The organism is Brachybacterium sp. NPDC056505 (genome assembly GCF_042794925.1).
Classification (GTDB): domain Bacteria; phylum Actinomycetota; class Actinomycetes; order Actinomycetales; family Dermabacteraceae; genus Brachybacterium; species Brachybacterium kimchii.
Genome location: NZ_JBHTSV010000002.1, coordinates 222780 through 242794, shown reverse-complemented (window position 1 = coordinate 242794; position 20015 = coordinate 222780). Strand labels below are relative to the sequence as shown.

The following is a 20015-nucleotide window of genomic DNA, read 5'->3' as shown; positions in this document are numbered from 1 at the left end:
GTGGGTGCGGGACGGGATCAGACGAGGATGGCGGCGACGTCGTCGGCGGCGGCCAGGCGTCGGCCCACGTGGAAGGGCAGCTCGTCGCGCACGTGCAGGCGGGCGCCGGTGTAGCGCAGGGCGCGCATCATGTCGACGAGATCGTGGAGGTCGTCGGACTCGAAGGACAGCAGCCACTCCCAGTCGCCGAGCGCGAAGGCGGCGACGGTGTTCGCGTGGACCTGCGGGTAGGTGCGGCCCAGCGTGCCGTGCTCGATGAGCATGTCGCGGCGCTCCTCGTCGGGCAGCAGGTACCACTCGTAGGAGCGGGTGAAGGGGTAGACCGTGACCCATTGCTGCGGGGTGCGTGAGGGGGAGAGGAAGGCCGGGGCGTGGGAGCGGGAGAACTCGGCCTCGCGGTGCACGCCGACGGCGGACCACGAGCGCACCAGGCCCTCGGCGGCGCGCGTGCGCTCGAAGCGGCGCAGGGCGTCCTGCAGGGCCTCGGGGGTCTCGGCGTGGATCCACAGCATCAGGTCGGACTCGGCGCGGAACAGCGAGGCGTCGTAGATGCCGCGCACCACGGTGCCCTCGGCCTCGATCGCGGCCACGACCTTCTCGATCTCCGCTGCGACCTGCTCGCGCGGGGCGTCGGCCGCCTCGACGCGCGTGAACACGGTGTAGGAGGTGTACCGGACCGTCTCGCCGCCGGAGGGGGCCGACGGGGTCGAGGCGGCCGACGGGGTCTGGTGGGTGTCTTCGCTGCTCATGATGTCCTTCCATCGTGTCGGACGAGGGCGTCGAGCCCTGTCCCGGTGCGCCATGCGCCGGTCAGCTCCAGCGGCAGCCCAGCGCTGCCGAGGATGCGGTCGAGGTCTTCGAGGGCGGCGCGGTGGCCCGGGCGGGCCTGCCGCATGGTGCGCCGCCAGGTGACGGTGCGCGCGGCCCGCAGCTGCTCGCGGGTGAGCGCGGTGCCGAGGATCGCGGAGGCGTCGGCGAGGGCGAGGTCGGTGACCTGCTCGTCGGTGAGGGCGTCGTCCCCGGGCAGCACCTCGCCGGGGCGGCCGTAGGACAGGCGCAGCACGTGGGCGTGCGGTCCGAAGCGCTCGCGCGCGGCGCGCTCCACGTGCTCCCACTTCGCGCTCGCGTGGGTGAGGCCCTTCGCGCGGATCCCGCGGGTGCCGGGTGCGACCAGCGCTCCCGTGCCCGAGGGGAAGGAGTCGAGCTCCGGGGCCTCGAGCGCCAGCAGCACGAGGCGGACCGCGACGGCGGGGCTCGGCGGGATCGCGCGGGCGACCTCCGCGAGGGTGTGGTCGGTGCCGGCGTCGGTGTCAGCGCCGGCGAGATCGTCGGCCCCGTTCCCGAGCAGCAGGTCGCGGGCGGTGCCGGGGTCGGTCGCGATCACGAGGTGGTCGGCGGCGAGAGTGCCCGCGTGCGCGCCCTCGAGGCGGACCTGCCAGGCCGCGTCGGTGCCGTCCTGCTGGAGGTCGGTCGCATCGGCGCCGACCCGCCGGACGCCGACCGCGCGGGTGCCGCTGAGCATCGAGCCGCCGTGGGACAGCAGGTCGTCGGCCAGAGCCCGGGGCAGCAGCGCCATCGTCGGGTCGAGCGCCCGCACCGCGGTGCCCGCGGAGGCATGGGGCTGCGGACGCAGGCGGCGCACGGCCGCGGCGAGGGAGCCGGTCTCGCGCACGGTCTCCTCGAGGCGCGGCAGCACGCTCGCGAGCTCGAGGGTGTGCGGATCGGCCGAGTGCACGCCGCCGATGATCGGGGCGACCAGGCGCTCCGCGACGCGGGCGCCCATGCGGCGCCGGACGTACTCGGCGACGCTCACGCCCTCGGCGAAGCCGTAGGAGGCGGGGAGGAGACGCTCGGCCCAGGCGCGCAGCGCGCCCGTCGTGCCGAGGGCCGCGCGCACCTCACGGGACAGCGGACCGCCCGGGATGCCCAGCAGGCCGCCGGGCGGGGAGACCAGCGCGCCGGCCTCGGAGACCACGCGGGAGCCGAGCCCGGCGCGGGGGCTCACGACGCGCTCGTCGAGGCCGAGGTCCCGGAGCAGGGCGTCGACCGCGCCGGAGGCGGTGCCGTAGGCCTCGGCGCCGGCGTTGACCACGAGGTCGCCCAGGTCGACGCCGCGCACGGCCCCGCCCACGTCCTCACGACGCTCGACGAGGGTGACGCGGGCCCCGCCGCGCGCATGCCTGCGCGCGGCCAGGAGCCCGGCGAGACCTCCGCCGAGGACGAGGACACGGGTGCTCACAGCGCGTCGGCCTCCCGGGTGCTCGAGGTGCTCGGGGCCGGGTGCGTCGAGGACTGCCCAGGGGCGGCCGAGGACTGCTCGTGGAGGTAGGCGACGAGGTCGGTGAGGACGCCGGGATCGGTGTCGGGCGGGACTCCGTGGCCGAGGTTCACCACGTGGCCGGGCGCGGAGGCGCCGCGGGCGAGGACCGCGTCGGCCTCCGCATAGCGGGCGTCGGCCCCGGTGAACAGCACCGCGGGGTCGATGTTGCCCTGCACGGGCACGTCGCCGCCGAGGATCTCGATGGCCTGGTCGAGGGCGATGCGGTGGTCGACGCCCATCGTGGTCGCGCCGGCCGCGTGCATCTCGCGCAGCAGGTGGCTCGCGCCCACGCCGAAGTGGATCCGCGGCACGTCGAGGTCGGCGACGGCGCCGAGCACGGCCGCCGAATGCCGCTGGACGTGCGCCAGGTAGGTCTCGGCCGAGAGCGCGCCGACCCACGAGTCGAACAGCTGCACGGCCTGGGCGCCCGCGGTGACCTGGGCGCGCAGGAAGCGCCCCGAGAGCTCCGCGACCCAGCCCGCGAGGCGGTCCCAGGCGGCGGGATCCTCGCGCATGAGGGCGCGGGTGCGCAGGTGGTCGCGGCTCGGGCCGCCCTCGACCATGTAGGAGGCGACGGTGAAGGGGGCGCCGCAGAAGCCGATGAGCGGGGTCGCGCCGAGCTCGGCGGTCACCAGGCGCACGGCCTCGCGGATCGGCTCGAGCGACTCCTCGAGGGAGTCGTCGATCGGGGGCAGGGCGTCGATGTCGGCGACCGTGCGGATCGGGTGGTCGAAGACGGGGCCCCGGCCGGGCACGATCTCGACGGCGAGGCCGGCGATCTTCGCGGGCACCACGATGTCGGAGAAGAAGATGCCCGCGTCCACACGATGGCGGCGCACGGGCTGGAGGGTGATCTCGGCGGCGAGCTCGGGCATGAGGCAGGCCTCGAGCATGCCGGTGCCCTCGCGGGCCTCGCGGTACTCCGGGAGCGAGCGACCGGCCTGGCGCATGAACCACACCGATGCGGGCCTCGCGGGATCGACGGCTTCTCCGCGCAGCCGACGCACCAGGGTCGGGGTGTCCTGCGCGGTGGCCTGCGGAGCCTGCGCAGTGCCCGGACGGGCGGCGGGGGCGGGGCTCATCTGATCTGACATCCTGTCGTGAAAAGTGGCTCTGACGTGCACGATCGCCGTGCCCTGCCATTGTGCCCCCACCCCGTGGACGGTCCGCGGGAGGAAGGTCCCGGGGTGGTCAACACCTCACCGGCCCGGCCGCGGCCCGGGCCTACCATGGAGTGATGCTCGCCGCCGTCCGTGCCACTCATGAGCACCTCGATCTCGGGGTGCTGGACGTGCTCACCCGCGATGCGGCCGACCTCCCCGAGGTCATCGAGAATCTCAACGCCGACGGCGGTCCGCTCGACGGCTGGGTCGTCATGTCCACGTGCAACCGCCTCGAGGTCTACCTCGACACCCAGCGCTTCCACGACGGGCTCGACCTCGTCGTCGAGGCCGTGAGCGAGACCAGCGGCCTGGACGCCGAGCTGGTCTCCGTGTGCTTCGAGACGGCGATGGGCGCGCCCGTCGCCGAGCACCTCTACGAGGTCACCGCGGGGCTGCGCTCGGTCGTCCTCGGCGAGGCGGAGATCGCCGGCCAGGTGCGCGCGGCCTTCGACGCCGCCCGCGGCGCCGGCCACACCACCGCGCAGCTCAACGACCTCTTCCAGATCGGCTTCCGCTTCGCCAAGCGGGTCGCCTCCCGCACCCCGGTGGGCGCTGCCGGCCGCTCCGGCGTCGCGATCGCGCTCGACCACGCCGTCGGACTCATCGGACCGCTGCATGACAAGGACGTGCTGGTCATCGGCACCGGCGCCTACGCGCGCCTGGGCGTCGCCGACCTCACCCGCCGCGGCGCGGGCCGCGTGCGCGTGCACTCCGGCTCCGGGCGCGCCCTCGGATTCGCCGAGCGCCACGGCATCGAGGCCATCCGCGCCGACCAGCTCGGGACCGCGATCCGCGAGGCCGACCTCGTGCTCGCCTGCTCCGGCCGCGGCACGAGCCTGTTCCCCGACCACTTCCGGGACGTCGGCCCGACGCTCATCCTAGACCTCGCCCTGCACTCCGACCTGCACCCCCTGGTGCGCCACCTCAACGACGTGCAGGTGCTCGACCTCTCCGACCTCACCATCGAGATCGACGAGGAGGCCGCCCCCGTGCTCGAGGCGGCCCGGCAGATCATCGCCGACGGCGTCGCCCAGTTCACCGCCCGCCAGGAGTACCGGCGCGTGGACCCTGCGATGGCCGCGCTGCGCCGCTCGCTGGGCGAGGCGACCGACGCGGAGGTCGCGCGACTGCGCCGCGGCGGCAAGGGCGAGGAGGCCGACGACGTCGAGCGGTCGATCCGCCGCATCCTCGCCAAGGTCATGCACTCGCCCACGGCCCGCGCCCGCGAGCTCGCCGAGCAGGGCGACGCGGACAAGTTCGTGCAGGCCTTCCACACCATCTTCGGCGTCGACCTCGGAGAGGCCGACGCCCCCGCCGAGGGCGACCACCTCACGAGCCCCTGGGTCCGCCTGGACCGCACCGTCCCGCCGGAGGCCGTGCGCGAGGGCGCCCTGCTGACGGGCGAGACGCCGGGCGCACCGGACGACGCCGGGTCAGCTGGTTCCGCGTCGATGGGCCCCGCGTCGGCGGGCGCCGGGTCGACGGGCGCCGCGTCGTCGGCCGACGGGCCGGCAGCGGGGGAGGGCGCCGTGTCTCCCGCCCCGACTGCCGACACCATGAAGGCCCTCGCCAAGCTCGCGCGCATGGGCGTGCAGGAGAACGTGCGCCAGAACCCCTCGGCCTGCCCCCTGACGCCCGCGCAGCAGCAGGCGTTCCTCGAGCAGGTCGGCCACGGCCGCTCCTGACCCGTCGCATCCCCTGAACCGGAGGACCCGATGACCACGCCGAGTCCCACCACGGCCGAGCTCTACCCGCGCCTCGCGGCCATGCTGACCGGCCCCGACGCCCCGAACGCCTTCGACGCCGCCGTCATCGACGTGCGCGCCGATCTGGCGATCGCCTGCGCCCGCGAGGGCCGCGCCGAGGACGCCGCCCTGCAGGTCGAGGAGCTCGTGAAGGACTGCCGCCGCGAGCTCCCCGGGGACGATCCGCGCACCGCCCGCGCCGAGGAGGCGAAGGCGGAGGTGTGGCGCCTCATCGAGAGCGTCGGCGAGAAGGGCTGAGGCCTGTGATGGCGCGGGCGGCCGCTCAGCTCTCCCGATGCTCGTTCAGCAGCCTGCCGACGGTCGGGGCCTTGGCGCGGGTGTACTCGGTCCACCCGATGGATGATCGGGCTGCCTCGACCTTCGTGCGCAGATAGTCGGCTCGAGCATCGGCGTCCTGGCGCAGGAGATCCCGGAAGTCGAGGCGCTCCGTCCAGATCCGTCCGCCGTGCTCCACGAGATGGAGGACGCAGTCGCGCGCGCGGCGCGTGGGACGGCTCAGCCAGCAGTGCCCCTCGCGCTCTCCTTCGAGGTCCCAGCCCGCACCTTCCAGTCGATGCGCCCCAGCGGCGATGGCGCTCTGCGGGACGCCGACGATCACATCGACGACATCCTTCGCGGGAAGACCAGGGACGGCAGTCGAACCGATGTGCTCGATCCGCACTCCGGACAGCACAGCGAGGACGTCGTCTCGGATCCGCGCGAAGCGCAGTGCCCAGTCCTCCGGTCTCGGATCGACGAGCAGGACAGCCTGCTCCGACGGGGTATCCGGCAGCTCCGCTGAGGTCATTTCCGGGTCACGCCGCCTTCACGGTCCTCCCTGCGCGAGGCGTGCTCGACATGTCCTGCGTCCTCGGCGATGAGCTGGAGCACCTCGCGGGTGGTCTCGGCCTGCACGGTGGGTCGCCAGTCGCACTCGTGCTCGTCCCACGACCTGCCGTGGCGCACCCAGCCGGTCGAGAACCCCGCGTTGCGGCCGCCGGCGATGTCGGCGTCGGGATGATCGCCGACCATCCACACCGCTCCGGGGTCCGCGGCCGGCCCGAGGCGCTCGAGCGCCGCGTGGAAGATGCCGGCCGAGGGCTTCTTGACCCCGACCGATTCGGAGATCACGACGTGGTCGACCAGGTCGCCGATCCCGGTGAGCTCGAGCTTGCGGGACTGCTGCTCGGTGCGTCCGTTGGTCACCACCACGATCGGGATGCCGGCCCCGCGCAGGCTCTGCAGCTCCTCGACCACACCGGAGTAGGGCTCGATGTAGGGGAGCTGGCCGCGCACCAGCTGCACGACGAGCTCCTCCGGGTCGGTGCTCAGGCCCAGTCTTTCCCTCAGTCCGTCGGCGAGGACGCGGCGGGGAGCGTATCCGTGCGCATCGGCCGCGAGCAGCCAGTCCAGGTCCTCGCGACCCCCGCCCAGATCCTCGACGAAGCCCTTCGCCCAGCGCGCGAAGCCGCCGTCGCGGTCGATGAGGGTGTTGTCGAGGTCGATCAGCAGCAGCATCCGCCGAGACTACCGAGCACCCCCGGATACTTCACGTAGCAGGAGATCGGGTGACCCTCGTATATGCACGTGACCCCATCTCCTGCTACGCGAAGTGCACGCCCTCGTCGGAGACCGTGCGCTGCGTGCCCTGTGTTCGCCACGCCCCGCGTGGCCCGCGCTCCGTGACCCGCGCGCTGTCGGGAACGCCCCGTAGAGTCGTGCCGAGCATGCGTCACCAGTGCGGATGCCACCAGCGCGGGCGGCGGGACGCCGTCGGGGAGAGAGGACGTCGGATGGAGCCCGAGCACCGCGGGATGAGCGCCCTGGACCTCACTCGCCACGTCGCCGTGATGGCCGTCGTGAACCGGACCCCCGACTCCTTCTACGACAAGGGCCGCACCTTCGTCCTCGACCAGGCGGTCGAGAGCGCCGTGCGCGCCGTCGAGCGCGGCGCCGACTGGGTGGACATCGGCGGCGTGCCCTTCGGACGGGGCCCCGCGGTCTCCGTCGAGGAGGAGATCGAGCGCGTGGTCCCCGTGATCGAGCGGCTCACCGCCGCCCATCCCCAGGTGATCGTCTCGGTCGACACGAACCGCGCCGCCGTCGCCCGAGCGGCCCTCGAGGCGGGCGCCGCGGTCATCAACGACACCAGCGGCCTCACCGACCCGGAGATGGCGCGCGTCGTCGCCGACGGCGGTGCGCACGTGATCCTCTGCCACAGCGCCGGCAGGCCCCGCGAGGAGAAGCCCGCCGCGCATTACGAGGACGTGGTCGACGAGGTCCGCGAGGCGCTGCTGGACCAGGTCGCGCGCGCGGAGGCGGCCGGCATCCCGCGCGAGCGGATCATCGTGGACCCCGGGCACGACCTCGACAAGAACACGCTCCACTCCCTGGAGATCACGCGCCGGCTCGAGGAACTCACGCAGATCGGGCTGCCCCTGCTGGTCGCGGTCTCGAACAAGGACTTCATCGGCGAGTCGATCGACCGGCCGCAGGGGGAGCGCCTGGCGGGCTCGCTCGCCGCGATGACCGTGTGCATCCTGAAGGGCGCGCGCATCGTGCGCATGCATGACGTCGCCGAGACCGTGGACGCCGTGCGCATGACCGAGGCGATCCTGGGCCTGCGCGAGCCCGTGCGCCTCGATCACAACATGCATCCGACGCACAACGTCTGAGCCGGTCGGCGCCGCGTCACCGGATCTTCGTCAGCGCCCCGCCCTTGTGCATCGCGACGTGATCGGTCTTGTCGCTGCGGATCTCGTACTGGGGATCCTCGGGGCTGCAGTGCCGCGTGCGTCCCTTGAACTCGACGTCCTTCTCGTGGACGTCGGTGATCACTCCGGAGACCTTGCCGGCCTCCGAGTTCCACTGCACGTGGTCGCCCTTCGCGAACTGCGTCATCGTGCGCCTCCCATCGGCCGAGGAGTCCGACGAGGGACCGTCCCGAGTCCGACCGGGGGCCGATCGTCGGCCCCGATCCTCGTCCCCTCGGCGGATCCATCGTGCCACGCAGCGCCTGTACTCTCGGCGGCATGACGCTCGCGGGCCTGCTGACCTTCTTCGGCCTCGCCGTAGTCACCATGGACGTGCTGGGCGGCGTCATCGCCGCCACGTTCCTCGCGCGCGGGATGCGCCCCCTGCACCTGCTGTACTTCCTGGGCGGATACGCGGTCGCGGTGCTCGCGGTGACGCTCGTGCTGAAGCCGATCCTCGTGTTCGTCGGCCGCTGGCTCGCGCCGGTCCTCGACTCCGGCACGCGGGTCTCGGTCATCCAGCTGGTCGTCGGGTGCGCGCTGCTCGGCTTCGCCGCCTACCAGTGCCGCAGCGCCCTGCGCCCGCGCCCGCCGAAGGACCACCACACGATCGACCAGGTGGGCTCGCTCGCCGTCGGCGGCCTGCTGCTCTCGCTGACCACGTTCGCTGACCCGACCTTCACGATCGCGGTGGGCCTGGCGATGCAGACCCACAGCCTCCTCGAGGAGATCGTGCTGCTGGTGGCCTGGAACGTGATCTACCAGCTGCCGCTGGTCACCGTCACCGTGCTCTCCCAGTTCGGCCTGCACACCCGGGTGCTGCGCGCCCTCGAGAACTTCTTCGGCCCGCGCCGACGGATCCTGCTGCCGATCTTCTCGGGGCTGCTGTCCCTGGGCGGCCTCGTGGTCATCGTCGACGGGATCGTGGCGCTGACCAGCACCCACCACTCCTGGCTGCAGTCGCTTCTCCTGCTGCGCTCGGAGCATGCGGGCTGATCAGCCCCGGTGCCCCGGGCTCAGTCGCCCAGGATCTCCCCGTTCTCGTCGAGGCGGACCTCGCGGCCCTGGCGCGCCGAGGCGTAGCAGGCGTCGACGATGCGGGCGCGGCTGAGGCCCACGCTGCCGTCGTGCTGCGACCAGGATGCTTCGTCGCGCACGTGCTCGAGGAAGCGCTCGACCACGGCGCCGTGCCCGCGGCCCTCCGGCGCGGTGATCGGGGTGTCGATCGCGTCCTCGCCGTCGCCGGTGAAGAGCGTGAGCTCGCCCGAGGGCGCGTAGCCCTCGACCTTCAGGTCGGCCCCGCCGTCGGTGCCGTAGAGGGTGATGCCGAACTCGTCGGGAGTGGCGCGGTGCGTCGCCCAGCTGGTCTCGAGCATGATCGAGCCGCCGCCCTCGAGGCGCAGCAGCGCGCTCGCGAGGTCCTCGACCTCGTAGGCGGAGTCGGCGCCGGACTTCGCCCCGCCGACGGCGCCGCCGAGTCCCCGCGGGCCCAGCTCGGCGTGGGTGACGGCGGAGACGGCGGTGACGCGCGGCTCGCCCATGATGTGGAGGGTCCAGTCGAGCACGTGCACGCCGAGGTCCACGAGAGGGCCGCCGCCGGACATCTCCGCATTGGTGAACCAGCTGCCCAGCGCGGGGATCCCGGCGCGGCGCAGCCACATGGCGCGCGCGTGGTATGGACGGCCGACGGTGCCGTCCTCCACGGCCGCCGCGATCGCCTCGATGTCCCCGCGCCGACGATGGTTGAAAACGACCTCGAGCACCCGGCCGGCCTCGCGGGCGGCGTCGACCATGGCCTGGCCCTCCTCGCCGGTGCGGGCGATGGGCTTCTCGCTGAGCACATGGGCGCCCGCGCGCAGCGCCCCGATCGCGATCGGCGCGTGCAGGAAGGTGGGGACGGCGACGCTGACCACGTCGAGATCGCCGCGAGCGACCATCGACTCCCAGTCGCGGTAGGTCGCCTCGATCCCGTAGCGCTCGGAGAGCTCGGCGCGGACGTCGTCCTCCATGCCGGCGATCGCGACCAGCTCGACGCCGGGCGCGGCGTCGTAGGCGGCCATGTGCTGCTGGCCCGCCCAGCCGATGCCGACGACGCCGGCGCGGATCGGGGTGTTCTCAGAGGTCATGGGGGAGCGGCCCTTCCGTCGGCGCTGACAGGCGACCCGGAATCCTCGGTCCGGTGACGGGTCGCCCCGGCGCGAGGAGTTGATTTCGGGTCTATAGATAACTGTGGCGAGCGTATCACCGCGTCGTCCGGGTCGAGCGGGGGCACCCGCTTCGCGCATTCTGGGCGGCCCGCCTCACCGGCGACGGTTCCCAGGGGCGGCGCCCCGTGGCATGCTCGTGGGCGTCCGATCGCGCACGGAGTGCTCGCGACGGCCCGGTCTGCCCTCATTCCGAGAGCGTCCCGGCCCGTTCTCGACCCGCGACGGCACCGTACCGCCCCCGGGAGGTGGACGCGCATGACACGACGCAACGAGCCCAGCGACCGGGCAGATCTCGATCGCCGCGTCGGCGAGCCCTGCACAGTGCGGGACGGCTTCGACGACCTGCCCGTGCCCACCGTGATCCTGCACCGCCCGCAGCTCCGCGTCGTCGCCGCCAATGCCGCGTATCGGCGGCTCACGGGACGCGAGCACCTCGTGGGCACGACCATGCGCGAAGCATTCCCGGAACTCGAGGGCCAGCAGCTGTTCGAGATCGTGGAGCAGGTCTGCCGCACGGGCGAGGAGACCACAGCTTACGAATGGCGCATGGCTCCCGCCGCCGGCGACGGCAGCACGTGGGAGACCTACCGGGACTTCGTGCTGACACCGCAGAAGGATGCGGAGGGTCAGGTCACTGGGGTCATCCTCCAGCAGATCGACGTCACCGACAGGGTGCTGGAGCGCCGCCGCGCGGAGTCCGTGACGGCCGCGGCGGAACGCCGGTACGACGAGGCGCACGAGACCGTCGTCGAGCTGCAGAAGGCCCTCTTGCCTCCGTCGCTCCCCGTTCTGCCGGCAGTGCGCACGGCCGCCCGCTACCTGGTCGCGGACCGCGACCAGGCCGCCGGCGGTGACTGGTTCGACGCCATCCCGCTGGAGGGCGGCCGTCTGGCCCTGGTCGTCGGGGACATGGTCGGCCACGGTGTGGCGGCGACGGCGGCGATGGGGAGGCTCCGGGCGGTCCTCGCGGAGGCGCTCACACGAACCTCGGACCTCCGGGAGGTCCTGCGGAGCGTGGACGAGATCGCCCGCCGCAGCTCAGAGATCCGCGCGAGCACCGTCTGCGCAGCGGTGCTGGACGTGCGCGTAGGCCGCATCGACTACATCACCTGCGGGCATCCAGCACCGCTGCTGGTGGGCGCAGACGGTGCGAGTCGACAGCTCGCGCCCAGCGGTGGGACCCCGCTGGGAACCGGTGGTCCCGTGCGCCCGGCCTCGGCGCAGATCGGGCCGGGAGAGACGGTGCTGCTGTTCAGCGAGGGGCTGATCGAGCGCGCCGGACACAGCCTCGACGAGGGCCTGACCGCGTTGGAAGACGTGATCCGCGACGCCGTCCGCGACACCACCCAGCCCGAGGGCTCTGCGTCGTCACCCGCCGAGCGGATCTGCCAACTCGCCGTCGAGCTGCTCTCGCGCACCGGGTACGACGACGACATCACGACGCTCGCAGCGCACGTGCTGGTCTTCCCGCAGCGGCCGGTGCGGGTGGTGGTCCCCGCGACCGTCGAGGGACTGCTCGAGGCGCGGGAGCGGCTGTACCGGTGGGTGAGGCCGCTCGACCTCTCGCCGGAGGAGCTCCGTGGACTCGACCTCGCCACCACCGAGACGATCACCAACGCGATCGAGCACGCCTACGTGGACCAGGACCCCGGGGCTGTGCGAATCGACGCGGCGGTCGGCGAGGACGGGGTGCTCGAGTTCTCCGTCTCCGACGAAGGGAGCTGGCACGAGGACACTCGGCTCTCCGCCACCAGCGGGCGCGGACTGTGGATCGCGGAGTCCGTCACCGATGGCCTGGAGATCGCGCACCGGGGCCGTCCCGGCGACCCGGGAACCCGTGTGGTGATGCGCCGAGTGCTGGGGCATCCGCCCCATCTCGCCTCGCCCCAGGAGTATTCACCGTCCCTCCCGGGTGATGATCACGACGGGCTCGAGATCACCGAGGACGAGCGCGACCCGTCCCGTCTCGTGCTCAGCGGCAGCGCCGACATCTCCTCCACCGAGCACCTCACCGAGCAGCTCGACCGCAGCGGCCGCGGCGGCTTCCGCGATCTCACGCTCGACCTCACCGGCCTGCAGCTGCTCGCGAGCTCGGCCGTGCGCGCACTTCTCGACCAGCGCTCGCACCACATCGCGCACGGCCGCGAGCTGTGCCTCGTCACCGCCCCGGGAACGCCCGCGCAGTCCGTGCTCGACGTCGTCGGACTGCCCTGGAGCGAGCCCCGCATCGACGATGGCCCGCCCCGCAACCCTGGGCCGACGGCACCAGGTTCCTGAGAGGAGAATCCTCCTATGCCTCCCGACAGCATCGAGCAGCTCGCCCGAGATTTCCGCGACCTCAGCGATTTCCTCCACGCCGGCGGCGCGGCATCGACCGCGCGTCAGCGCCTGGTCGACCTCGCCACGTCCTCCATCGACGGCTGCGACTGGGCGGGCATCACCGTGCGCCCCGAGGACCGTCCCGCCTACAGCCTGACCCGCCTCGACGACGTCGTCCGGGAGGTCGACGAGTGTCAGTACGAGTTCGGCGAGGGACCCTGCCTGGACGCCGCGCGCACGCACGAGCCCGTCCTGAGCCGGGACCTCGCGCACGAGACCAGGTGGCCGCGCTTCACGGAGCACGTCCTCCAGCACAGCCCCGTGCGCGGCGCGCTCTCCTTCCACCTGCTCGACGATCCCTCGCCCACAGCGCTCAACCTCTATTCCGCCTCGAGTGACGGGCTGGACGACGAGGCCGTCGCGACCGCGAGCCTCTTCGCCATCCACGCGTCGGTGATGATCGCCCATGCCGACAGCGCCGACCGTGCCGCGACGCTGGGGGCGGCGCTCACCACCAGCCGGCAGATCGGCGCCGCGGTGGGGATCCTCATGGCGCTGCACCGGATCTCCGAGAGCGAGGCCTACGACCTCCTGCGCCTCGCGAGCAACCACCTGAACCGCAAACTGCGCGACATCGCCCGGGACGTCACCGAGAGCGGCGCCCTCCCCACGAAGGACGATGCCTGAGAGCGGCGAAGGAGGCGCACGGGGCGCGTCTTTCAGCGATCGCGCGTGAGCGTGTCCTTCGCCGTGGCGAACAGCTCCGCTGCGACGCTGCGGGCTGATTCCACGATCACCCGGCGCTCGGCCGGATCGCCCTTGAGCAGGGTCTGCGCCATCGAGCGGGCCTGGTCGAGGGTGACGTGCGGCGGCAGCGGCGGCACGTTCGGATCGGTGAGCACGTCGAGCACCACGGGCCCGTCGGCCGCGAGGGCCCGGTCCCAGGCCGGTCCGACATCCGCCGGGTCCTCGACCCTGATCCCGGTGAGGCCCAGCAGCCGCGCATACCCTGCGTAGTCCATGTCCTCGACCAGCTGGCTGGTGTCGTAGCGGGGGTCGCCGGCCTCGCGCATCTCCCACGACACCTGCGTGAGATCGTCGTTGTGCAGCACCATCACGATGAAGCGCGGATCCTCCCACTCGTGCCAGTGGCGCTTGACTGTGAGGAGCTCGTTCATACCCAGCATCTGGAAGGCGCCGTCGCCGATCGTGCACACGACGGGCCGGTCGGGGTGGGCGAACTTCGCGGCGAGCGCGTAGGGCATCGCGGCGATCATCGAGGCCAGGCTCCCCGAGAGGCTGCCCTGCATGTCGCGGCCCAGCCGGATGTGCTGGCCGTACCAGTCGGCCGTGCTGCCGGCGTCGGCGGTGACGATCGCCCTCCGGGGCAGGCGCTCGTTCAGTTCCTGGAACACGAGGCGCGGGTTGATGGGGTCTGCCTTCGTCGCGGCCAGGCGGGCGGTGACCTGGTCCCATTCGCGCATGCCGTCGACGATGCCCTCCTGCCAGGACCGGTCCGACTGGCGCTCGAGGAGCTCCAGCAGGGCGGCGAGGCTGCTGCGGGCGTCCCCGAGCAGGTTCACCTCCATCGGATAGCGCAGGCTGAGGTTCTGGGCCTTGAGGTCGATCTGGACGCCGCGCGCCTGCCCGGTGGCCGGGAGGAACTCGGTGTACGGGAAGCTGCAGCCCACCATCAGCAGCGTGTCGCAGTTCTTGAGCATGTCGTAGCTGGGGCGCGATCCCAGCAGACCCGCCTGCTGCGTGTGATGGCGCACGTCCCCGGGGACGACGTCCTTGCCCAGCAGCGACGTGACGATGCCGGCACCCAGTCGGTCCGCGACGGCGAGCGCCTCGTCGGTCGCGCCTGCGGCGCCCGCGCCCACGAGCATCGCGACCTTCGATCCGGCGCCGAGCACCTCGGCCGCGCGACGGAGCTCGTCGGCCGGGGGCAGCAGACGCGTGGAGGGACGCCCGATGCCGGTGCGTGAGACGAAGTGGGCGTCGGCGGGCTCCTCCATGGGCTCGTCCTGGACGTCGGCGGGGAGGATGACCACGGTCGGGCAGCGATCGGCCGTCGCGATGCGCAGGGCGCGGTCCAGCACGGTCTGCGCCTGCATCGGCGTGGTGACGGTCTCGACGTACCCCGCGACGTCCTGGAACAGCCGCTCGAGGTCCAGCTGCTGCTGGAAGTCGGTGCCGATCGAGACCCGCGCCTGCTGGCCGACGATCGCGAGCACCGGCTGGTTGTCCATGCGCGCGTCGTAGAGGCCGTTCAGCAGATGGACCGCACCGGGTCCTGACGTTGCGATGCACACCCCCGCCTCGCCGGTGAACTTCGCGTGGGCGGTCGCCAGGAACGCGGCGATCTCCTCGTGGGTGGGCCGGATGTACCGGAAGTCCTTTCCGGAGCGTTCGGCGCGCTCGAGGGCTCCGTCGAACCCTCCGATGCCGTCGCCCGGGTACCCGTAGAACCGGTGGAGATCCCAGGCGATGAGTCGGTCGATGACGAAGTCGCTGACGGTGGTCTCGGCCATGATGCTCTCCTTCTCCGGTCGCGGGGTGGCGCGACCCTGGTGTGCAGAAGGCCTGGTGTCGGCCTCAGCTGTCCTGTGGGGCGCCCTCCGGGCGCTCCTCGGATCGGTCGTCGACACGGTCCGTGTCGCGCCTATGCCTGCGATGGCGCTGGTGTGCAGGGCGGGCGCCCCGGAAGCGATGGGCGTCGGCGATCTCCCAGTCATGGGCCCAGGCGGCGTCGCGGGCGCCGTCGAGCAGCTCGCCCTCCTCGAGCCAGGGGTAGAGCTCCTCGAAGGTCATCACGCGCGCCGGATCGATGCGCCGCAGCACATGGCGTGGGCCGAGGTCATCGAACGACTCGAGACCCATCGCCGCCAGCAGCTGCATCGCCGAGAGCACGGTGGCCCGCTGGTAGCGCATCACCCGGGGCCCCTTGTCCTGGACGACCACGGCACGTGAGCGGCGGGGATCCTGGGTGGCGACTCCGCTGGGGCACGTGTTGGTGTTGCAACGCTGGGCCTGGATGCACCCGGTCGCCATCATCATGGGGCGTGCGGCGCTGCAGAAATCCGCGCCCAGTGCCACGCGGCGGATGATGTCGTTGCCGCCTGCGATCTTCCCCGAGCAGCCGATCGCCACCCGGTCCCTCAGGCCCGTGCCGACCAGGGCGTTCTGCACGGTCACCAGGCCGTCCGTGAGCGGGGTGCCGACATGATCCTCGAGCTCCAGCGGGGCGGCGCCGCTGCCGCCCTCCGCCCCGTCCACGGAGATCCAGTCCGGCGTGATGCCCGTCTCCAGCATGCCCTTGCACATCGAGAGCACCTCCGAGCGGTCGCCCACGCAGAGCTTCAGGCCGATGGGCTTGCCGTCGGTCAGCTCGCGCAGCCGCGCCACGAAGCGCATCATCTCCGCCGGGGTGGAGAACGCGCTGTGGGCGGCCGGGCTGACGCAGTCGCGGTCCTGGGGGACATCACGCGCACGCGCGATCTCCGGGGTGATCTTGGCAGCGGGGAGCACGCCGCCCACACCGGGCTTCGCGCCTTGGCTGAGCTTGATGAGAATGCCCTTGACCTCAGGCTCCGCGGCCTTCTGGGCGAACTCGTCCGGATCGAAGCGGCCCTCGGGCGTGCGGCAGCCGAAGTACCCGGTGCCGATCTCCCAGATGACGTCGGCGCCGTGCTCCAGGTGGTACCGCGTGAGGCCCCCCTCCCCGGTCTCCTGGGCGAAGCCGCCCAGCGCTGCGCCGAGGTTCATCGCCAAGACGGCGTTCGCAGACAGCGACCCGAAGCTCATGGACGACACGTTCAGCATCGCCGTGTCGTAGGGGCGAGTGCAGTCGGGCCCGCCCAGACGCACCCGCGGGGGAGTCCTGCGCGGCTCGCGAGGGCTCGAGGCATGCAGGATGTGGTCGTAGCCCGCGCCCGTGATGTCGTTCTGCGTGCCGTAGGCGTCCTCCGCCCCGAGGCCCTTGGCACGCTGGTAGATCATCGTGCGCGTGTCCCGGTCGAAGGGACGGCCATCGGTGCTGCTCTCGATGAAGTACTGCTGGATCTCGGGCCGGATCGCCTCGAAGGCCCAGCGCGCGTGACCCACCACGGGGTAGATCCGCAGGATCGAGTGCCTGCGCTGCAGGAGGTCCCGCGCACCGAGCGCGGCGACTCCGGCCGCTGCCAGGGCGGTCGTGGCGAGGCCGAGAGCGGCGCGGGAAGGGCGTCGGGAGGTCATGGGGCGTGCACCTCGTCGTCGGGGTGTGCGGCGCCATCGAGCGCCGATGATCCCTTCGATCGTTGCACAGGCGCGGCGCATCGGGTGGTGTCCGAACCCAGCGCGCCCTGGGTGCGGCGCCTCATGACGGTGTCATGGTTTCGTCGAGCGGGCAGCGCGGGAGCGGCGACGGCAGCAGGAAGCGCACCGGGACCGAGCGGTGCCATCGGGTGTCCTGGTCCTCCGGGTTGTCCACCCGGGAGCGCAGGAGCTGGAGCGCGATCGGGTCGACGTGCTGGGCGTCTCGGGCATCGACGACGAGCGGGGAGGCGGGGTCCAGCAGGCGGGCCCGCTCGATCTGGCGCGCGAGCACCTCGCGCGTGGCGCCGGTGAGGCAGCCGGTCACCAGGATCGTGACCACCTCGCTGTCGACGTCCGCGCGCACCAGTATGGAGATCTTGTGGGACATGTGGGAGGCCTTCGTTCTGCTCGGAGCGCCGGGCTTCCGCTCGATGGCGCGGCGACCGTGGTTCGGATCGTGGGCTCGTGCCCGGGGCGGCAGCGCACTGGACGCGCGCGCTCGGCACGGACGCGCCGGGCGGCGGACCGCTGTGCGGCCCGCCGCCCGGCGGTCGACCGGAGCGCGGTGCGGGTCAGGAACCCTGGCCGCTGTTGCGGCCGCCCTCGCGCTTCGCCTCGGTGGGCTGTGCCTCCGCGCCCTCGCGGCCGGCCTCCTGCGGGTCGGCGGCGTTCGACTCGCCGAAGCTGCCGGTGCTCGCCTCGCCGCCCTTGTGGGCCTGCTGCTCGGTGTCCTCGCGGTTGCCGAACTGCCCGGGGTTGTTCGTGTCAGCCATGTCGATCTCCTTCGTGTCGTGCACCAGTCGAAGGACCGGCGTGAGCTCCTTGCTCGTCTTCGACGCTAAGGAGGCGAGGGAGCTCTCGGCAATGCTGGGGACCGAGCGGTAAGTCGGGCCCGTCGGCTCAGATGGTCGCGACCGACCCCGCGTCGACGCGGTAGTTCGCCCCGTTGACGAAGGAGGCGCGCTGCGAGCACAGGAATGCCACGACCGCAGAGACCTCCTCGGGCCGACCGCGCCGACGGAGCTCGAGATGAGGGCGCTCCTCCTCGAGGAACGATCCGATCGCCTCGTCGACGTCCGTTCCCCTCTGCTCGGCGCGGCGCGACATCATCGCGTCGGTCATCGGAGTGCGGATGAACGCGGGGGACACCGTGTTCACGAGCAGCTCCTCGGTCGCGTAGGACCGCGACAGGCCCTTCGCGAGGGCGAGCACGCCCGCCTTGGCTGCGCAGTAGGGGAGCTCGTCGTCGTAGGGCTGCACGGCGTCCTCCGAGGTCAGGTACACGATCCTGCCCCAGCCGCCCCGTCGGAGATCGGGGAGGAATTCCCGGGTCACGCGCACCGCGCCGAGCAGGTCGACCTCGAGGGTGCGCACCCACCCCTCGTCGTCGATCTCGTGGAAGAGACCCTGTGCGCCCGTGATCCCCGCGCAGTGCACCAGGATGTCGATCTCGCCCACGGTCTCGCGGACGAAGTGCCCGAGCGCGCGGAGGTCCTCGACGCTGGTGATGTCGGCCCGGTGGTGGACGAGTCTGCCGGGCGGCGCCTGCAGACCTCGCGCGGCGGCGTCGAGCGCGTCCTCGTCGAGATCGGTGAGGACGACGGTCGCGCCCTCCGCGAGGAGCTCCCTCGCGGTGTGCCAGCCGATGCCCGAGTCGCCGCCGGTGACGAGCGCGGTCCGTCCCTCGAGGCCCATGTCCATGTCAGCGGATCCTTCCGTCGAGCTGCTCCGGGTCGGTCGGTGCGTCGGCGAGGACCTGGCGCGCACGATCCCGCGCCCCCTCGACGTTCCACAGCAGCACGCCGACCGGACGCTTCTGCTCGTCGAGGTAGTAGACGACCATGCGCTGCGCATCGAGATCGACCTCGTGCGTGCGCAGCTCGGCGCGCACGCTCCCGATCGCCTCCCACGAGGTGCCGAAGATCGCCGAGTAGAAGTACGGCGTGTGGTCGTAGGGGGCGTCGTCCCCCGCCATCGACCTGCCGGCTGCGTCACCCGATGCACGGGCGTGATCGACGTGCTCGATCCGCGTGCGTCCGAGGATCGCATCGGGGTACTCCGCGATGTCGCCGGCCGCCCAGATCGACGGGTCCGACGTGCGCAGGCGGGTGTCCACCACCACCCCTTCCCGGACCTCGAGGCCCGCGCGGGCCGCGAGGTCCACGCGCGGGGTCGCGCCGAGACCGACCACGATGACGTCGGCCGTGAGCGCGGTGCCGTCGTCGAGCACGGCTTCCAGGGCACCGTCCGCACGGCGACGCGTCTCGTCCACCCGCCGACCCGGCATCAGGTGCACGCCGGCATCCTCGAACAGCTGCTGGTGGCGCCGGGCGATCCGGGTGGGGAACTGTTCCCCGCCCAGGACCTCCTGGGGATAGCAGAGGGTGACCTCCACGTCGTTCTGGACCAGCGCGGCCGCGAGCTCGGAGCCGATGTAGCCCCCGCCGACGACGACGGCGCGCGCTCCGGGCTGCGCGCGACGGCGCAGCGCCCGATAGTCCGCGAACGAGCGGAAGACGATGACGTCCTCGTCCTCGTCGCCGGGGAGCCCCTGCGGCTCGGATCCCGTGGCGAGGAGCAGACGCCCGTACCCGATGTGCTCGCCGTCGGCGGTCACCACCTCGCGCCCGCTCGGGTCGACGGCGGTCACGCGGGCACCGAGGCGCACCGTGGCGCCGGTCGCCTCCGCGGTGCCCAGCGGCACCTGCGCCTCGGTGAACTCCGGATCGGTCCACAGCTTCTTGGTGAGCGCCGGACGGGTGTAGGGAGCATCGACGTCATCGCTGAGGATGCCGATCGAGCCGTCGCGATCCTTCTCACGCACACCGCGGGCGGCGTCGTCGCTCACCTGTCCGCCGCCGACGATCAGATAGTCGTAGGAGGTCATGTCTGCCAACTCCTCTCCTCATCCGTGACGGCGCGTGCCGCACGGAGGCCGACCTTCGTCGGCGCTGGTCGCGACCCTACGCGGGGCCCGGGAGGTGGGCCAGGGTCGGATGCGATCAGGGCACGGAGCCGTAGTGCCCTGTTGTGATCCGGCAGGAGCCGGGCTAGTGTCACAGGTGGTCCAGCAGAGGGCCGTCGAGCCGCAGGATGTCTCGGAGGACGTCGAGCCGCAGGATGTCTCGGAGGACTCTGTCATGACCCCGGAAATCGCTGATCGTCTGCTGTCCCCCACGCCCCCTGCTGGGCCCCGCGTCGAGCGCGCC

General features: G+C 72.4%; 19 protein-coding genes. 6 read left to right on the top strand and 13 right to left on the bottom strand.

Annotated features, from left to right (window positions below; translation table 11 throughout):
* Positions 1 to 17: 17 nt before the first annotated feature.
* The 3 genes from hemQ to hemE are packed head-to-tail and all read right to left on the bottom strand — an operon-like array spanning position 18 to position 3414.
* A complete protein-coding gene (gene hemQ / locus ACFQ53_RS02830) occupies positions 18 to 749 on the bottom strand; it encodes a hydrogen peroxide-dependent heme synthase (RefSeq protein ID WP_377855027.1) in 732 nt (243 codons plus the stop codon).
* Complete coding sequence (locus tag ACFQ53_RS02825; protein WP_377855024.1) at positions 746 to 2239, bottom strand: protoporphyrinogen/coproporphyrinogen oxidase; 1494 nt, start codon at positions 2237 to 2239, stop codon at positions 746 to 748. Before ACFQ53_RS02825 ends, hemQ begins: the two co-directional genes overlap by 4 nt.
* Positions 2236 to 3414: a uroporphyrinogen decarboxylase gene (gene hemE / locus ACFQ53_RS02820; RefSeq protein WP_377855022.1), complete on the bottom strand. Its 1179-nt coding sequence runs from the start codon at positions 3412 to 3414 to the stop codon at positions 2236 to 2238. Before hemE ends, ACFQ53_RS02825 begins: the two co-directional genes overlap by 4 nt.
* A 143-nt stretch (positions 3415 to 3557) precedes the next feature.
* Here hemE and ACFQ53_RS02815 point away from each other — a divergent pair, with 143 nt between their 5' ends.
* Together ACFQ53_RS02815 and ACFQ53_RS02810 are read left to right on the top strand one after the other, a co-directional pair.
* Positions 3558 to 5168, top strand: a complete 1611-nt coding sequence (locus tag ACFQ53_RS02815; protein ID WP_377855021.1) for a glutamyl-tRNA reductase — start codon at positions 3558 to 3560, stop codon at positions 5166 to 5168.
* Between the two features lie 30 nt (positions 5169 to 5198).
* Positions 5199 to 5486, top strand: a complete 288-nt coding sequence (locus ACFQ53_RS02810) for a hypothetical protein (protein ID WP_377855018.1) — start codon at positions 5199 to 5201, stop codon at positions 5484 to 5486.
* Between the two features lie 25 nt (positions 5487 to 5511).
* Here ACFQ53_RS02810 and ACFQ53_RS02805 read toward each other — a convergent pair whose 3' ends face one another.
* Both ACFQ53_RS02805 and ACFQ53_RS02800 read right to left on the bottom strand, forming a co-directional pair.
* Entirely contained in the window at positions 5512 to 6036 is a 525-nt protein-coding gene (locus ACFQ53_RS02805; protein WP_377855015.1) for a GrpB family protein, read from the bottom strand.
* The gene (locus tag ACFQ53_RS02800; RefSeq protein WP_377855012.1) at positions 6033 to 6746 is read right to left on the bottom strand and encodes an HAD family hydrolase; all 714 of its coding nucleotides are present in this window, start codon (positions 6744 to 6746) and stop codon (positions 6033 to 6035) included. Before ACFQ53_RS02800 ends, ACFQ53_RS02805 begins: the two co-directional genes overlap by 4 nt.
* A 275-nt stretch (positions 6747 to 7021) precedes the next feature.
* Here ACFQ53_RS02800 and folP point away from each other — a divergent pair, with 275 nt between their 5' ends.
* On the top strand, positions 7022 to 7903 hold the full coding sequence (gene folP, locus ACFQ53_RS02795) for a dihydropteroate synthase (RefSeq protein ID WP_377855009.1): 882 nt from the start codon (positions 7022 to 7024) through the stop codon (positions 7901 to 7903).
* A 16-nt stretch (positions 7904 to 7919) separates the two neighbouring features.
* On the opposite strand, the gene ACFQ53_RS02790 is transcribed toward folP, so the two are convergent.
* A complete protein-coding gene (locus ACFQ53_RS02790; protein ID WP_377855006.1) occupies positions 7920 to 8129 on the bottom strand; it encodes a DUF2945 domain-containing protein in 210 nt (69 codons plus the stop codon).
* A 131-nt stretch (positions 8130 to 8260) separates the two neighbouring features.
* Here ACFQ53_RS02790 and ACFQ53_RS02785 point away from each other — a divergent pair, with 131 nt between their 5' ends.
* Complete coding sequence (locus tag ACFQ53_RS02785) at positions 8261 to 8977, top strand: hypothetical protein (protein ID WP_377855003.1); 717 nt, start codon at positions 8261 to 8263, stop codon at positions 8975 to 8977.
* A gap of 20 nt (positions 8978 to 8997) precedes the next feature.
* On the opposite strand, the gene ACFQ53_RS02780 is transcribed toward ACFQ53_RS02785, so the two are convergent.
* Positions 8998 to 10107, bottom strand: a complete 1110-nt coding sequence (locus ACFQ53_RS02780; RefSeq protein WP_377855000.1) for a Gfo/Idh/MocA family protein — start codon at positions 10105 to 10107, stop codon at positions 8998 to 9000.
* Between the two features lie 336 nt (positions 10108 to 10443).
* Here ACFQ53_RS02780 and ACFQ53_RS02775 point away from each other — a divergent pair, with 336 nt between their 5' ends.
* Positions 10444 to 12465, top strand: coding sequence for a SpoIIE family protein phosphatase (locus tag ACFQ53_RS02775; protein ID WP_377854997.1), 2022 nt, complete (start codon positions 10444 to 10446; stop codon positions 12463 to 12465).
* A gap of 15 nt (positions 12466 to 12480) precedes the next feature.
* Positions 12481 to 13194 (top strand): GAF and ANTAR domain-containing protein, encoded by a 714-nt coding sequence (locus ACFQ53_RS02770; protein WP_377854995.1) that lies wholly within the window; start codon positions 12481 to 12483, stop codon positions 13192 to 13194.
* A gap of 32 nt (positions 13195 to 13226) precedes the next feature.
* On the opposite strand, the gene ACFQ53_RS02765 is transcribed toward ACFQ53_RS02770, so the two are convergent.
* The 6 genes from ACFQ53_RS02765 to ACFQ53_RS02740 all read right to left on the bottom strand — a co-directional run bounded on the left by ACFQ53_RS02765 (position 13227) and on the right by ACFQ53_RS02740 (position 19693).
* Positions 13227 to 15041, bottom strand: coding sequence for a thiamine pyrophosphate-requiring protein (locus tag ACFQ53_RS02765; protein ID WP_377854992.1), 1815 nt, complete (start codon positions 15039 to 15041; stop codon positions 13227 to 13229).
* A 64-nt stretch (positions 15042 to 15105) separates the two neighbouring features.
* Positions 15106 to 16746, bottom strand: coding sequence for an FMN-binding glutamate synthase family protein (locus ACFQ53_RS02760; protein ID WP_377854989.1), 1641 nt, complete (start codon positions 16744 to 16746; stop codon positions 15106 to 15108).
* Between the two features lie 121 nt (positions 16747 to 16867).
* Positions 16868 to 17194 (bottom strand): hypothetical protein, encoded by a 327-nt coding sequence (locus tag ACFQ53_RS02755; protein WP_239203648.1) that lies wholly within the window; start codon positions 17192 to 17194, stop codon positions 16868 to 16870.
* 184 nt (positions 17195 to 17378) lie between these two features.
* Positions 17379 to 17579, bottom strand: coding sequence for a stress protein (locus ACFQ53_RS02750; protein ID WP_239203649.1), 201 nt, complete (start codon positions 17577 to 17579; stop codon positions 17379 to 17381).
* Positions 17580 to 17706: 127 nt separating this feature from the next.
* Positions 17707 to 18507, bottom strand: a complete 801-nt coding sequence (locus tag ACFQ53_RS02745) for an SDR family NAD(P)-dependent oxidoreductase (RefSeq protein ID WP_377854984.1) — start codon at positions 18505 to 18507, stop codon at positions 17707 to 17709.
* A 1-nt stretch (position 18508) separates the two neighbouring features.
* Positions 18509 to 19693, bottom strand: a complete 1185-nt coding sequence (locus tag ACFQ53_RS02740; protein ID WP_377854981.1) for an NAD(P)/FAD-dependent oxidoreductase — start codon at positions 19691 to 19693, stop codon at positions 18509 to 18511.
* Between the last annotated feature and the right edge of the window lie 322 nt (positions 19694 to 20015).